Raw genomic sequence first — 14,447 nt, 5'->3', positions numbered from 1 at the left:
TGAATCAATTTCATAAAGCCTATCTCATGAATCACGCAAGAATCCAATTTTCATTTTATTGATTTTTGAAAATGAATTTAAGCTGCCTGGGTCATCTCCTTTTCGGAGAGTACTTTAGCTATGCGATCACACGCGAGCTTTGCACCGTTATAAACTAATTGTGTCAAATCAAAATGTACTTTTGCTCGTTTTCCTGTACGGTAACGAACATTATTTAATTGGAAGAACTCTTTGAGATAAGCGATGACGCGTTCGACGGCAATTCTTTGCTTGTAAAGATTTTTCCAAGCTTTTGAACCACGCGCTGGTGCTGTATAACGACGTAAATCTGTCGTGATTTTCACTTTATAGACTTTCTGACATAGTGTATCTTCTGCTAGTGGACAGTCTTTACACTCTTTGGGACGTGTATATTTTAAAGTCTCATAAGTCGCGTCATAACTGTCATACAGATAGGAATGTTCACGAACACAGGTAGGGGCAAAATACTTATCAAAGCCTACTGGTTCTGGTTCATTCTTCTTGTTATAAGCAATAATGGACTGGGCACCAATCCGATAGATTTGTTCATAAATGGCCGGATAATCGTAACCTGCATCCAGTGTACATTTAGAGATCGGAAGGGTAGAAAGACGTTCATGAATGCCTTTTAATAAAGGAATTGCTGCTTTTCCGTCATTAAGATTCCCAGATGAAAATAAGGATTGTAGAATATACTGACTCTTGGTTCCAACGGCTAGGTGTCCTTTATATCCATACCAATAAGCATTCTTTCCTTCGCTATTTTTCTTGATGCCCCATTTAGGGTCAGTTGGAACGGACGATCGTAAGTCATTTAAAGGCGTATCAAGCTGAGCTTCAATGGGTTTCTCAAAAACTGATAGAGCTGCTTCGCGTTCAGCCTGTTCTTGAACCCATTTCTCTTGTTCTTCTTTTGATTTACGCCCACGTTTTTTGGGTCCTGGTTTCGCTTTTTCTACTTTCGCTGGCGCTTGATCACGAGCTTCAATATGAGTCGCATCGATGGCAATGGTGTCGTCCGTGACAAATCCTTCGATGATGGCTTGAAGAATCTGCGTTTCTTGAACACGTTCTAAAACATCTGATTCTTCTAATTTTGTGAGCATTCTTGAATAAGATGCTTCAGATGGAATCGCATCAGAAAGAAGGAATCCACAATCTAAACGGAACATGTAGTCATTCTTTAAACGTTTAATAAGATCTTTAATCGTAGGAATTCGTTCAAGAATTCTAGCTGTAAGTGAGTAAATCATCGCTGCGTAGTTCAGCTGCACAGGCGCACCATAAAGGGCTTTTTTCGATACGATCGCAAGGATTGGATCCATCTCAATCGTCGAAAACACCGATTCAAAACGATGGGTAGGTTCTAATTCGTATAAATCTTGCAGGTCAAATAGGCTTCCTTGTCGTATAATAGGCATAAGGGAGTCTTCCTCCAGTCGTTAGTTTTGTGTGGTAACTTACTAATTCGACTTTTGGGGAGGTACTCCTTTTTTCGTGTCTTGAAAGCCTTACGAAACTAAGGGTTCAAATTATGAAATTCATTCAAATAAAGATGTTTCTAGTTTTGCCTCTTACGATTTAAAAAGTAAGAGGCTTTTGTTTTGTCTTTTACGAAGAAGCTTGTTCTTTTTATCATAAGTAATAAGTGATATAATGAGCAAGGATATTTAAAAAAGGAGTGTCAGGATGCAAAATCTATATGAGCAAATTCAAGTATACCTAAATATGGAAGAAGAAATTTCTTTTCAAGAATTTAATGACTATTATAAAAAACTTTTAGATGAGCTAGTAGAATCACATGAGCAGTTTGATGAAGATTCAGTATGGAAGAGTTTATTTATTGTAGAAAATGTCATGTCCAATGCGGAAGGTCGTTCAAAAGAGAAAAAAGGTAGTGAAGCAAAAAAATACGCTAAAATTGCGAGTAGACTTCAATTATGGGCGCAAAACCTTTCTGTACGATTAGTAAAAGCAGGATATACAGAAGACGATATAAATGAGCGCTTTAATCAAATGCTAGAAGAAGGAACACCAGCTGAGAAGTAAAAAGGAGTCATTTCCTAACCGCTATAAAGAGTTGGGAAATGGCTTTATATGAAAGCTTGACTTTATATTACAACTATATTAGATTTATAGATGTTGTCTATATTGAGCGCCTATGGTGAAAGGGATATCATTCAAGATTCCGGTTCTTGCGTTGTAGGTTCGAGTCCTACTAGGCGCGTTTTCGTTTTTAAACCTAGCGGTTTTGACCGATAATTACGAACGTTTAGCGCAAGACTAAGCGGTCAAAGTCTTGTGGTATCGTAACGTCTCTCTTTCTAATTCGAAGGGAGGCGTATTTTTTATGCGTAAAAACAGATTAGACGTGGACATACTACGTTCATTTAAAAGGAAAAATGGCGTCAAATTTATTGGATATGATGATGCGGTAGAGGATTTTTATTCTGACCGAATCCGCACCGGTACTCGTGAAAGTACGATTGAATACTATCGAAGAGAATTAAATATTTTCAGACGGTTTAAAGTAAAAGAATGCGATCAAATTATAGGGATTTCAGAAATTAGTTTAGAATTATTAGACTCATTTATTGAGTATCTAAGGGTAGAGCGTGGAAATAGTATTGGCGGTATAAATGCAAAAGTAAGAGCTATTAGAGCATTAATGTTTTATTGTGAGGAGTCCGGGTTTATTAAAGAAAACCCAGCAAAGAAGTGGAAGCAAATAAAAACAAAAGAGCCAGAGATAAATACTTTCACATCAAGGCAAATTAATGAACTGTTAAAGCAACCAGATTTAACTACTTTTACGGGTCTACGCGATTATATACTAATTAAGTTTTTGTTAGGAAATGCTACCGGACAGTAATTGTGGCAAATTACTGGGATTGGCGACGGTTTGTGGGCGAGGTTTGGCGGCCTCGTCTGAATTTCCGAAATATTATCCACAATTTTTAAAAACCGGAGTTAATGCGGTTTATTTGTCATGCGCTTTTGTGGATAAGTTAAATATAATACGAACAAGTGTTCTTGTCAATGGTTTGTTTAATAAAAATTTAAAAATTAAGCCGATATAAATTGTATAATTTATTTTTGTTTGTTTGAAGGGGGGGAATATTGTATGAAAAAGGAGACTATTAAAGGTATTCTATATAATCTAGCAAAGAAAATAAAGTAATATCTTATCAAGAAATCGGAATGAAAGTTAATCTTTCTCATCGAAGTAAAGAACTCCACGACTTATTAGATGATATATCGTGTGAATCATATAGTGAAAATGGATTTTTCCTATCAGTAATGGTTATTAGAAAAGATTTATCAAGACCCGGAAGTGGGTTCTTTAAAATGGCAAATAGGTTAAAAGAATGGATTTCCGCGAATGATTCCGATACAAAAGCGGACGGTCGATTTAATAAAGGAGCTAATTAAGCATAATTCGGATTTTTACACGGACCACATTTTTGTTACGGATTACGGTAAGCCGTTGGAGCCGGCTCATTTTCGCAAGCAATTAAAACTTTACGCAAAAAAGGCGGGAATTACGAAAAGTGTATATCCGCATTTATTTCGACATACCGCCGCGACTATGTTCCTCAAAAATGGCGGGGATATGCGCCACTTGCAGATGATACTCGGGCACCAAGACTTACGAATGATACAGAGGTATACGCATTTAACCACGAAAGGGATCGCGAAGAACGTAGAGCAGTATACGCCGATTAATAGGCTGCCGATTCGATAATTAAGTATTCCTTCTGAATATAAAATCTATGTTTTTACTTAATCCAGTTAAAAGAAATCCTAAAAATATTATTTCTATTACTTTTGTATAATAGAAATATACAATTAAAGTAATATTTAAGTTTGTATTATTCAAAAACAGTTTGTTGATATCTTCTAATGGTGGGGTTAAGTTAAATCTAAGATGAGTAAGGGTATGAAATATCTCAAACAGCCCTTTAAATCCTTCACTTATTTCTATATTAGTAACTAGGGGAGCAAAAATTAAGATAATCATTGAAAAAAGTAACTCAGGAGTTAAAAGTATGAATATGCTAAAAGTAGTTATAATGATTATATGAATACTTGCTTTGTCAAATTTAATTTTAAAATTATTTTTAGTTAAAGTTTCAGTAATTTCAGCAGTAATTACAATAATATTTTTTAAGTAATATAGACTCAAACAAATAGAGTATATGATTACTAAAAAAAATAGAAATATTAAACAAAACATTGCAAATGCTGTTCCGAAGGCTTGTTCAATTAATATAATGAATATCCAGCAAAATAAAATTATATTTATTAAATGTAATAAGCGAGATAGTGATTTAATAAAAGGGTCATTTAATACTTTTACAATTATTAAAAGTAAGGTTATAACGAACATATTTATCAATATTAAAAATATAGTTTTTTGTACATCAATAGGTAATAGGAAACTTAATAATATCCAAAGAATAGAAGCGATAATTATACAAATAAATGTTATTTTTCTCATAATAAGTATATTTTACTAGATAAAAAGTATTGATTCAATAGAATTTAAAAAGGTTAGTAATAAATTAAAAAGCTTGTTCTCGCGTAGTTCTTGCGATATAATCAATTTAAATTCATATGAGACGTTTCGTTTATCGCTAAGACTACCGCTCAAAGTTCGGATTTGGCATCGGAACATTTTCGAATAGCGATTCCGGTTCTTGCGTTGTAGGTTCGAGTCCTACTAGGTGCGTTTTCGTTTTTAAACCTTTTTCCTTAGGAGAAAGGTTTTTTTGTATCTACACTAAACCAAATTCATTTATGTGATATGAAATTAAAAATTCTGTTATATAGTTAAAGAAAGGTATTTTACTACTAAAGTCGAAAAGCGAAAAATGTAGAGAGTATCATTGTTTTATTATATTTCAGTATAAAAAAACAACGATATTCTTTCAAAAATATAAAAAATTTCGAGAGCGATTGCTGAAGCTGTGCTATAATAGGTGTGTCGATTCTTAGTCTATTATTGCTTTTTTAATCTCTTTTAATGAAAACCCTTACAATCGTAAAATGAACTCATTTAAAATTTTTATAAGAGAAGGCAACCCAAAATATAAATAGGTGAAATGTCTTAGGGGGGGATAGCTTGAGAAGTAAGAGCTTGTTAACTAAATTGATTTTGTTTGGCTGTCTCATTAGTATTATTCCCGTTTTGTTTCTTGGAATTTTTTCTAATTCGCAGGCAAGTAAACAAATACAGGAAAAAGTAAATCAAGAAAAAGTACAGATGATTGAACAAATTAATCTTAATGTAGAGCAAGTCCTTAAAACGGTTTATTTTATGTTTAACCATACCGTTGATTCTAATATAATGGATACGGCTATTAATAGTCCTTTGCATGGAGAAGATTTTATTATTCATAGAAACCTTAAACAGGAGCTTAGTCAGCTTCAAACCTATGAAACAATGGTTAATGAATTTATTGTGATTAATTTAAAAGAGAATTGGTTATTATCGAATACTCGATTAACTAGACTTGACGAACACCCAGATAGTCAAACTTATTTATCCTATATGGATCAAGAGCATAACTCATCATGGGTGTTAATGGATAATAGTGATTTTAACCCTACCGTCACGAATAAGGGATGCAGTCACACCATTAGTTTGGTTCATAAATTACCAACCAAATTTAGTGAAAAGTATGGTATGGCTTTTGCTAATATTCCCGCTTGCAGCTTAGCCAAAATGATAAATATTAATTCTCTTAGTGATGAAATTTTGATTGTGGATGAGCAAGAAAGAATTATGGTTCATAGAGATGATTCTTTAATTGGGCAACCGCTATCATCGATAGGATCCATTGAAGGAGAGCTTGCATTTCCAGAACGAAGAGGACAATATGATCTTTTATTAGAAGGCGAAGAGCATTCTGTTACGTATATTACTTCGGATTTTAATAATTGGACGTATATGTCTATCAATTCAATTGAAAAGCTAACACAGGAATCTAAATCAATTGGATGGATGACTGCTTTGGTGACAACGATTATTATTTTAGTATGTCTGATTATTATTTGGTTAATGACTAATCGAATTTACTCACCAATTGGTCGGATTATGAAGGAAATAGAGTATAGACTACCTAATCAATTTGATCATAAGATGAGCGACCTTCAATTAATAGGTGAGCAAATACATCAACTTTTCTCATCTAATTCAAATTTAAAGCATGAATTAAAAGGACACAAACAGCAAATTCAAACTCTATTTATGCTTCGTTTGATAAAAGGGTTTATTACTCAAAAAGAAATAAAAAGCAGATTAGAATATTTTCAACTTTCTGAACAAGTAAATAGTTGGCGGAAAAAAACCATTTTAACTCTTCAAATTGATACGATGCTAGATGAGGATTTACTTGATGAGACGGAGTTTGAGACGATATCGTTTGCTGTAAAAAATGTAACAGAAGAAACCATTGGAGAAGAGTACTGTTTGCCTTCTATATGGTTTGATCAAACCCTTGTCATTGTTATCGGGCATACAACAAATGAACAAAAGAAAATTATTTCACAGGTACATGAATTAACGGATCAAATTCAAAAAAACCTTGAAAGAACGTTAAATATCTCCGTTAGTATTGGAATTAGTCTTCCTTTTGAAGAATTGAAAAAATCAAATCGTGCCTATAAAGAAGGTTTAGAGGCATTAAAGCATCGAATAAAATTAGGTAAATGCGTCATTATTCCTTTTAGTAGTATCAATTCCGGAAAGCATTCTATTGTTTTTGACTATCCGCAACGTACACAAGCTGAGTTATTAGTTGCGATCAAAATAGCTGATTTAGATCGAAGTGTCGAGCTTTTTGATTTATGGCTTTCTAAGGTATTTAAAAATACGCAATCACCAAGGGAATATCAAATATCAATGATGAGATTGTTAAATAATTTATTGATGGTCAAACAAGAAGAAGGAATTAGCTTTCAGCAAATAGAGGTTTATCACGAATCCTTATACGAGGAGTTACTAAGTTTACAAACACAGGATGAAATAAAGAGCTGGTTTAAAGAGCGATTAATAGCACCATTAGTTAATGTGTTCAAAGATAGAAGAGAGTCACAATTTCAAAATTTATCTGAACAAATCATTGATTTAATCCATAAAAATTATGATAAGGAAATCACTCTAGAAGAATGTGCAGCTAAGCTCCATTATAATGCCAATTATTTAAGTAGTGTATTTAAACAAGAAACGAATTATACGTTTAGTGAATACTTAACGATGCACCGATTTAAGCTTGCCAAAAAGTGGTTAATTGAAACGGATATGACGGTGAAAGAAATTGCAGATAAACTTCAGTACAAAAATTCACAAAACTTTATTCGTTCCTTTAAAAAACATGAAGAAATGACTCCAGGACAGTACAGGCAAAAATATAAAAAAGTGTCTTAGCTAAATTTATAAGGTTGTCTTGAATAGAATTTAAGCGTCTTTTTGAAAAAAGGCGCTTTATTCATTTTATCCATTTTTTTCAAACTATAAAAAAGATAATCATTATCTTATTTTTGATTGAAAAATACGGATATAACAAGCATTTTTTAGGGGATTATGAAAAATTGATTATAGGCAAACCGGAATTTTCTGAATTATATTGGATAGGAGTCATCTTGATTAACCTAAGGAAGCAGAAATGAAAGGTTGGTGATGAGTTTTCTATTTAAGGTTGAAAATGAAAGCGCTTTTTTAATTATTATAAAAGAAGCGCATTTATTATCATCTTTTGTAAAAGCGTTTACAAAACTACATTATGAAAAATTTGGGGGTAGATGAATTCATGAATTCTTCAAAATGGATATGGAAGCTTGCTATTTTATTTTTGGTCATCGTATTAGCAGCATGTGGTAATAATGAGCAAACTGATTCTGAACCAACGGGTACAGGTGGAGAAGGAAACGGAAACGGGTCAGAAAGTGATGAGCCATTTGCGCTATCGATTATGGCGACATTGCATACTCCAGAAATTCCTAATGATCGATTACATGACCTATTAGAAGAGGCAACTAATACGGAATTAGAAATTCAATGGGTACCGGATTCAAATTATGAAGAGCGTCTAAATACAGCTTTCGCAACAGGTACACTTCCACAAGCTGTAGGAATGGGCTTTAATATGTTTACACAATTTAAAGAAGCTATCCGAGATGATCAATTTTGGGAAATTGGTCCATACTTAGATGAATTTGAAAATTTAAGTAAGCTTAAGCCAGAAATCCTAGAGAATACGATGGTAGATGGAAAGATTTATTCATTGTATCAAGGTCGTCCACTATCAAGACAAGGGGTTATCTATCGTAAAGATTGGGCAGATAATCTTGGACTTGGTGAGCCAAAAACAACCGATGATATATTTGAAATGGCAAGAGCTTTTACAGAAGATGATCCAGATGGAAATGGAAATAACGATACTATGGGATTAACGGACCGTAGTGATTTGGTTTATGGAGCATTCAAAACGATAGCATCATGGTTTGGAACTCCAAACGAATGGGGCTTCGAAGGTGATGAGCTTCAACCAGAATTTATGTTTCCTGAATATAAGGAAGCTATGGACTTTATGAAAGATATGCACAGCAATAACTATATGAATCAAGATTTCCCAGTAACAAGTAAAGATGATCAGCAAGCGATGTTTAAAAATGGTACAGCTGGTATTTATATTGGTTCATTACCAGATGTTCAGAGTATTTATAATGATGCTAGTGATTTAAATCCTGATATTGAGTTCGATGTAGCGAATCAAATTCAAGGACCAGATGGTGAATATGGAATTTGGGCTATTCCAGGTTTTGGTAGTGTTGTATTATTCCCTAAATCTTCAATTGAAACAGAGGATGAATTAAGAAGTGTTTTACAGTTCTATGATCACTTAATGACAACTGAAGTAGCAAATATGCTTATTTGGGGTATTGAAGGAGAGCACTATACGGTTGAAGATGGAATGGCATTAGCCAATGAAGAAAACCGTAATAAAATTGATACTGAAATTAGACCATTTCTTTCATTAGAAGTTGGTGAGCCAGATACAAGTGGGCGTTACGAGGCTAAGAGTAATTATGAAGTGAAGTCAAAAGCAGATGAACTAGTTAAGGATAATGAAAATTATCTAATTCATGATCCAACGGTTCCTTTAGATTCTGATACGTTTATCCGTTCTTCAGAATCGTTAAAGCAAATTATGGATGATGCAACATACAAATATATTTTAGGGCAAATTGATGAAGCTGGATTCGATGCTGCGATTGACAACTGGAAAAATTCAGGTGGTCAAGCGGTAATCGACGAATATAACGAGTCTTACAAAGCTCTACAATAAGAAAAAGACGGCATAGAAATAAATCTCATAAAGTAAAAAGAGTCCGATGATTCAATCGGACTCTTTTTTAAAAGGTTTTAAGCACATTAAAAGTTGGACAGGCGATTAGATTTCATTTCTATCAATCTTAACTTATGAGTAAAAGCCGAGGATTTTTATGGAAATTTCATTAACTTGAGTGAATTTCATAATTGCTTTATAAGTAAATAAAACCGACCATTCATTATAAAAACGTCTTGACTGTTTTTGAATTTACTCGTTGATTGAAACGGTAGGTATTGACTCCCTAAGGATGAGCGCCGTTTGAAGATCCACTCTGCGGAGTCAGAGTTAGCTGAAGACAAGCCCTTGGGAATGCATCTACCTAAAGTGAAAATCACACACTTCATCGTTCGGTTTTCATTATAAGCTATGAATGATGAAATTGATTCACATATAAAAAAAAGACTATTATTAAAGTTTAGCAGCTTTTAAAGATAATATGGATTTGGATTATAACACCATTTTGATCTAAAAATCCTTATAGTGATAAAAGAGTGAGGAAGGTAGGATAAAATAGAAATTTCTCCTTAGTTGTATTTATCAATAGGATAGACATGATAATCAAAAGGTTAGATGGTGATAAAAACCTTATAATATCAAGAGTTTTGAGCTGTTTATAAGGTAGTGATTATAGATGTTATTTGTCTTTTTGATTATGATTCAAATATGAAATATTCACAAAAATATCATTTTTAGCGTTTGGCCATTACTTATTCATTTTAATGATAATAGGTTCTTAGAAAGGAAGTGTTGCAAGAATGGAAACAAGAACAGCGACAAATGAAAGCGCCGTCATGACGAAGGCACAAAAAAGGGAAGATCTTTGGAGAAGAATAAAAAAGAATAAACTTCTTTATTTAATGATTTTACCTGGTATTCTCTATTTCTTTATCTATAAATATATTCCGATGTATGGATTAATCATTTCATTTCAGGATTATAAGCCCTATCTCGGTATTACAGGTAGTGAATGGGTAGGTTTAGAGCATTTTCAGAGACTATTTAATAGTCCTGAGTTTTGGATGATTTTTCGAAATACATTAATATTATTCGCTTTACAAATATTGGTTTTCTTCCCTATTCCTATTATTTTATCTTTAATGTTAAATGAAGTTCGTAGTCAACTTTTTAAGAGAAGTGTTCAATCGATTATTTACATCCCCCATTTTATGTCATGGGTCGTCATTGTTTCTATCTCTTATGTTATTTTAACTTTGGATAATGGTCTTATTAATGGAATGTTAGAATCATTTGGTTTTCAGAAAATTAACTTTTTAATGAATGAAGACTGGTTCCGGCCAATGTACATTTTACAGGTCATCTGGAGAGAAGCAGGTTGGGGAACCATTATCTTCTTGGCTGCAATCGCAGCGGTAGATCCTCAATTATATGAAGCGGCTAAAATGGATGGAGCCAATCGTTTTAGACAAATGTGGCACATTACATTGCCAGCTATAAGAAGCGTTATTATTATTCTTCTTATTCTAAAAATTGGGGATGTTTTGGAATTAGGATTTGAACATGTTTACTTATTATTGAATGCTTCCAATCGAAGTGTTGGTGAAATATTTGATACGTATGTGTATACAGCTGGTTTAAGGCAAGGGCAGTTTAGTTACAGTACAGCTGTAGGATTCTTCAAAGGTTTTGTTGGTTTAATACTTGTCGTTTTAGCCAATCGATTAGCGAAGAAATTCGGAGAAGAAGGGGTTTATTAAATCAACGAGCTTAGGAGGATTTTAAATGAATGACAAATCAATAGGTTCAAGAGTATTTACCATTGTAAACACAACTTTATTAGCGATTTTTGCGGCTATTACCTTTATTCCTTTTCTACACGTAATTGGTGCATCGTTCGCGACAGGTGCTGAAATTGCAGAAAAAAGATTCTTATTGTTTCCAACAACCTTTAGCTTAGATGCATATCGTTATATTTTCTCTACGGACACGATGTTACGGTCATTAGGTATATCTGTAATTGTTACGGTTGGTGGAACGATTTGGAGTATGCTTTTATCCACTTTAACAGCTTACGGGCTTTCAAAAAGAGATTTAGTTGGACGTAGATACATTAATTTCTTTATTGTTTTCACGATGCTATTTAGTGGTGGGATGATTCCAACATTTTTAATCGTTCAACAAACAGGATTATTAAATTCACTTTGGGCTTTAATTATTCCCGTATCTATTAATGCATTTAACATGATTATACTAAGAAGCTTCTTTATGAACTTACCTGAAGGTCTTGAGGAATCTGCAAGAATAGATGGTTGTAATGATTTTGGGATATTATTCAGAATTGTTATTCCGTGTTCGATGCCCGCTATTGCAACGATTTCTTTATTCTATGCCGTAACGTATTGGAACACTTATATGCATGCGATTTTATATTTAAGTGATGCTTCCAAATGGCCTGTCCAGATTTTATTAAGACAAATTGTTGTATTAGCTAGTGGGCTAAATTATGATGGTTCAGCGTATACAGATGTTCCTCCACCTGAAATCACAGTGAAAATGGCTACAATTGTAGTTGCAACTGTACCAGTACTTTTAGTTTATCCGTTTTTGCAAAAATATTTTACAAAAGGAGCTCTTATTGGCTCTGTAAAAGGATAATTTCAGGTAAGAGCATAGAAAGATCATCATCCATCAGAAATTCTGGTGGATTTTCTTTTCAAAATTGAAAGAAAAAGGAGAAGTGTTATGACGATTTCAATTGTAGATTTTGGAGCTAAAGCGGGAGGAGAATTTGATAATACAGAAGCTATTGCCCAGGCAATAGCACATTGTCAACGCAACGGCGGAGGAACGGTTATAATCCCAGCGGGGGAATATTTAACAGGTAGAATTCAATTAGTAAGTCACTTAACCATTATTTTGGAAGCGGGGGCAAAATTAATATTTAAGGATCAATTTGATGATTATCCTGCTGTTAAAACAAGGTGGTCGGGATATGAATGTTATGGATTCTCACCATTAATTTACGGTTATCAATTACATAACGTAACAATAAAGGGGGAAGGAATTGTTGATGGACAAGGCAGGAGATGGTGGGAGCAAATACCTGCAATAAAATCTAATCAAGCACCTGCTACAGAAAGAACAGCAGAATTAATGGAATTAAATCAAATTAAAGTTTTTCCAAACAAAACGAATATATTAGAATGGGATTCCCAATTTTTACGCCCGCCATTATTACAATTGTTTGATTGTAAACGAGTTAAAATAGAAGGAATTACTTTACAAAATTCACCATTTTGGAATACTCATTTAGTTTATTGTGATGATGTTCAAATAAAGGGAGTATTGTTTAAGAATCCAGCTGATACACCAAATGGTGATGGATTAGATATTGATTCTTCGAAAAATGTAAGGGTATCTGATTGTCATTTTGATGTAGGTGATGATTGCTTATGCTTAAAGTCTGGAATTAATGAAGATGGACGAAGAATCGGAAAGCCTACAGAAAATGTTGTGGTAACAAATTGTACAATGCTTCATGGTCATGGTGGTGTTGTATTTGGAAGTGAAAATTCTGGTGGAATCAAAAATGTAACGGTTTCTAATTGTGTGTTTATAGGTACAGATAGAGGAATCCGATTAAAAACAAATCGAGCAAGAGGGGGATATATTAAAAATATATCTGTTCAAAATATTATAATGGAAAATGTACTTTGTCCATTTACGATTAATTCTTTTTATCGGTATGGTGTAGACCCTTCAGATCCGTCAATGCTCTCAGAGTTAAAAATCGATAAGTCCGAAAAAACACCTTTAATTGAAAATATCCAAATATCTCATATTCAAGCTACAGGCGGGAGAGCAGCGGCTGCCTTCTTATATGGGCTTCCTGAAGAGCCAATCAAGAATGTTCATTTAGACCATGTTTTTATAGAAATGACAGAGGATCCTAATGAAGTGGGAGGCGAGCCTGATATGGTTAAAGAGGAGTTAATCATGGCAGGAGCAGGAATGTATGGGAAATATATAGAAGGATTAACATTACATCACGTAAATATTAAAACAAGGCAAGGTCCTGCTCTAACGATTGAATCTTCTGCAGATGTTAGGTTATTGGATGTCACTAGTCAAAGTAAATTTAATGAAACACCGGTTATTATTTTAGAAGATGTGAGTGATGCCTATGTGGAAGGTGCCGAGTATCAACATTCAAAGGAGAGCTATATTAAAAGTAACAGACCATTGATGACGAGGTAAATAATGATAAAAAAGGAAGGGAATCATCACCCTTCCTCTTTCTACAATATGCTTATGCCTGTCTCGCAATTGCTTCCTTTTCAAGAATTTTTTGTTGCTTAGCTTCTAAACGTTTAAAAGCCAAGTTTCCAAAAAACATACAAACAAATCCAGCTAAACTAACGCTAAAAAATGGAATGATTCCAGGTATATATATATTAAGCAAATAGACTAAATATAAACAACCGAACATTGAAATCGTAATATGAAGATTCATAATTCCTATTAAAATAGCATATTTTATATGCTGCATAAACTTTATATCAAAATGAACATAAACAGGAAAAATATTAAATAAGAGAACACTATAAGCAATACTTATAAAAACAAGCCCTACAAACAAAATCGAGTAAAAGATAGGGTTCTCAATAATCAGTAAATATTGATAGTCAATATAAATGATATATGCTAGAGCTCCTAATATAAGTCCTAATAAGTTTCCTTTAATAAAATCTTTTTTAAAAGCGTTTACAAAAGTTTTGAAAATAGGAATATCCGGTTCTTTTAATAGCCATTTTCTAATTACAGTAAAAAGGGCTATGGTTGCCGGAACGACTCCAAATACAACTAGACCTACTAGAGTAAAAAGTATCCATAAAAGATTAATGATGGCTAATCTCATAATCCACTCACTTATTCGATAAAAGCTACCCATAAATCCTGTCATCTGCATAGAATGAATCCCTCCTATGATGCTATACATTTATTTTATCATAAATATGTAGGGAGAGAGGAAAATTTTATATTTTTTAGTCTAGCAAACATTTAAAAGGA

11 protein-coding genes and 1 tRNA gene are annotated in these 14,447 nt (G+C 33.4%); 10 read left to right on the top strand and 2 right to left on the bottom strand.

Annotated features, from left to right (window positions below):
* Positions 1-77: 77 nt before the first annotated feature.
* A complete protein-coding gene (locus AZF04_RS02960; RefSeq protein ID WP_061947471.1) occupies positions 78-1,442 on the bottom strand; it encodes an IS1182 family transposase in 1,365 nt (454 codons plus the stop codon).
* A gap of 268 nt (positions 1,443-1,710) precedes the next feature.
* Between AZF04_RS02960 and AZF04_RS02955 the strand changes: the two genes are divergently transcribed.
* From AZF04_RS02955 to AZF04_RS02905, 10 genes are all read left to right on the top strand, one after another.
* Positions 1,711-2,070 carry a hypothetical protein gene (locus tag AZF04_RS02955; RefSeq protein WP_045479847.1) on the top strand — a complete coding sequence of 120 codons (360 nt, stop codon included), beginning with the start codon at positions 1,711-1,713 and terminating at the stop codon, positions 2,068-2,070.
* Positions 2,071-2,176: 106 nt separating this feature from the next.
* Positions 2,177-2,248 (top strand) — tRNA-Arg (locus AZF04_RS02950).
* Between the two features lie 123 nt (positions 2,249-2,371).
* On the top strand, positions 2,372-2,893 hold the full coding sequence (locus AZF04_RS02945; RefSeq protein ID WP_061947470.1) for a tyrosine-type recombinase/integrase: 522 nt from the start codon (positions 2,372-2,374) through the stop codon (positions 2,891-2,893).
* 329 nt (positions 2,894-3,222) lie between these two features.
* Positions 3,223-3,453, top strand: coding sequence for a hypothetical protein (locus AZF04_RS21365; RefSeq protein WP_169802498.1), 231 nt, complete (start codon positions 3,223-3,225; stop codon positions 3,451-3,453).
* Positions 3,404-3,766, top strand: a complete 363-nt coding sequence (locus AZF04_RS02940; protein WP_061947469.1) for a tyrosine-type recombinase/integrase — start codon at positions 3,404-3,406, stop codon at positions 3,764-3,766. Before AZF04_RS21365 ends, AZF04_RS02940 begins: the two co-directional genes overlap by 50 nt.
* A gap of 1,380 nt (positions 3,767-5,146) precedes the next feature.
* Positions 5,147-7,453, top strand: a complete 2,307-nt coding sequence (locus tag AZF04_RS02925; RefSeq protein WP_061947466.1) for a helix-turn-helix domain-containing protein — start codon at positions 5,147-5,149, stop codon at positions 7,451-7,453.
* Between the two features lie 382 nt (positions 7,454-7,835).
* Complete coding sequence (locus AZF04_RS02920) at positions 7,836-9,374, top strand: extracellular solute-binding protein (protein WP_061947465.1); 1,539 nt, start codon at positions 7,836-7,838, stop codon at positions 9,372-9,374.
* Positions 9,375-10,210: 836 nt separating this feature from the next.
* A complete protein-coding gene (locus tag AZF04_RS02915; RefSeq protein WP_321175614.1) occupies positions 10,211-11,134 on the top strand; it encodes an ABC transporter permease in 924 nt (307 codons plus the stop codon).
* A 25-nt stretch (positions 11,135-11,159) separates the two neighbouring features.
* On the top strand, positions 11,160-12,032 hold the full coding sequence (locus AZF04_RS02910) for a carbohydrate ABC transporter permease (protein WP_061947463.1): 873 nt from the start codon (positions 11,160-11,162) through the stop codon (positions 12,030-12,032).
* A gap of 87 nt (positions 12,033-12,119) precedes the next feature.
* Positions 12,120-13,634, top strand: a complete 1,515-nt coding sequence (locus AZF04_RS02905; protein WP_061947462.1) for a glycoside hydrolase family 28 protein — start codon at positions 12,120-12,122, stop codon at positions 13,632-13,634.
* 52 nt (positions 13,635-13,686) lie between these two features.
* Here the strand turns inward: AZF04_RS02905 and AZF04_RS02900 are convergent, their stop codons facing one another.
* A complete protein-coding gene (locus AZF04_RS02900; RefSeq protein ID WP_061947461.1) occupies positions 13,687-14,346 on the bottom strand; it encodes a YesL family protein in 660 nt (219 codons plus the stop codon).
* Positions 14,347-14,447 lie beyond the last annotated feature (101 nt).

It is taken from the genome of Alkalihalobacillus trypoxylicola, from assembly GCF_001590785.1.
GTDB lineage: Bacteria > Bacillota > Bacilli > Bacillales > Bacillaceae_D > Alkalihalobacillus > Alkalihalobacillus trypoxylicola.
This window is presented reverse-complemented; position numbering and strand designations above follow the sequence as displayed.

Coding starts and splice junctions, on each gene's coding strand:
- AZF04_RS02960 (WP_061947471.1), bottom strand. CDS start 1,442: ATGCCTATTATACGACAAGGAAGCCTATTTGACCTGCAAGATTTATAC.
- AZF04_RS02955 (WP_045479847.1), top strand. CDS start 1,711: ATGCAAAATCTATATGAGCAAATTCAAGTATACCTAAATATGGAAGAA.
- AZF04_RS02945 (WP_061947470.1), top strand. CDS start 2,372: ATGCGTAAAAACAGATTAGACGTGGACATACTACGTTCATTTAAAAGG.
- AZF04_RS21365 (WP_169802498.1), top strand. CDS start 3,223: ATGAAAGTTAATCTTTCTCATCGAAGTAAAGAACTCCACGACTTATTA.
- AZF04_RS02940 (WP_061947469.1), top strand. CDS start 3,404: ATGATTCCGATACAAAAGCGGACGGTCGATTTAATAAAGGAGCTAATT.
- AZF04_RS02920 (WP_061947465.1), top strand. CDS start 7,836: ATGAATTCTTCAAAATGGATATGGAAGCTTGCTATTTTATTTTTGGTC.
- AZF04_RS02915 (WP_321175614.1), top strand. CDS start 10,211: ATGACGAAGGCACAAAAAAGGGAAGATCTTTGGAGAAGAATAAAAAAG.
- AZF04_RS02910 (WP_061947463.1), top strand. CDS start 11,160: ATGAATGACAAATCAATAGGTTCAAGAGTATTTACCATTGTAAACACA.
- AZF04_RS02905 (WP_061947462.1), top strand. CDS start 12,120: ATGACGATTTCAATTGTAGATTTTGGAGCTAAAGCGGGAGGAGAATTT.
- AZF04_RS02900 (WP_061947461.1), bottom strand. CDS start 14,346: ATGCAGATGACAGGATTTATGGGTAGCTTTTATCGAATAAGTGAGTGG.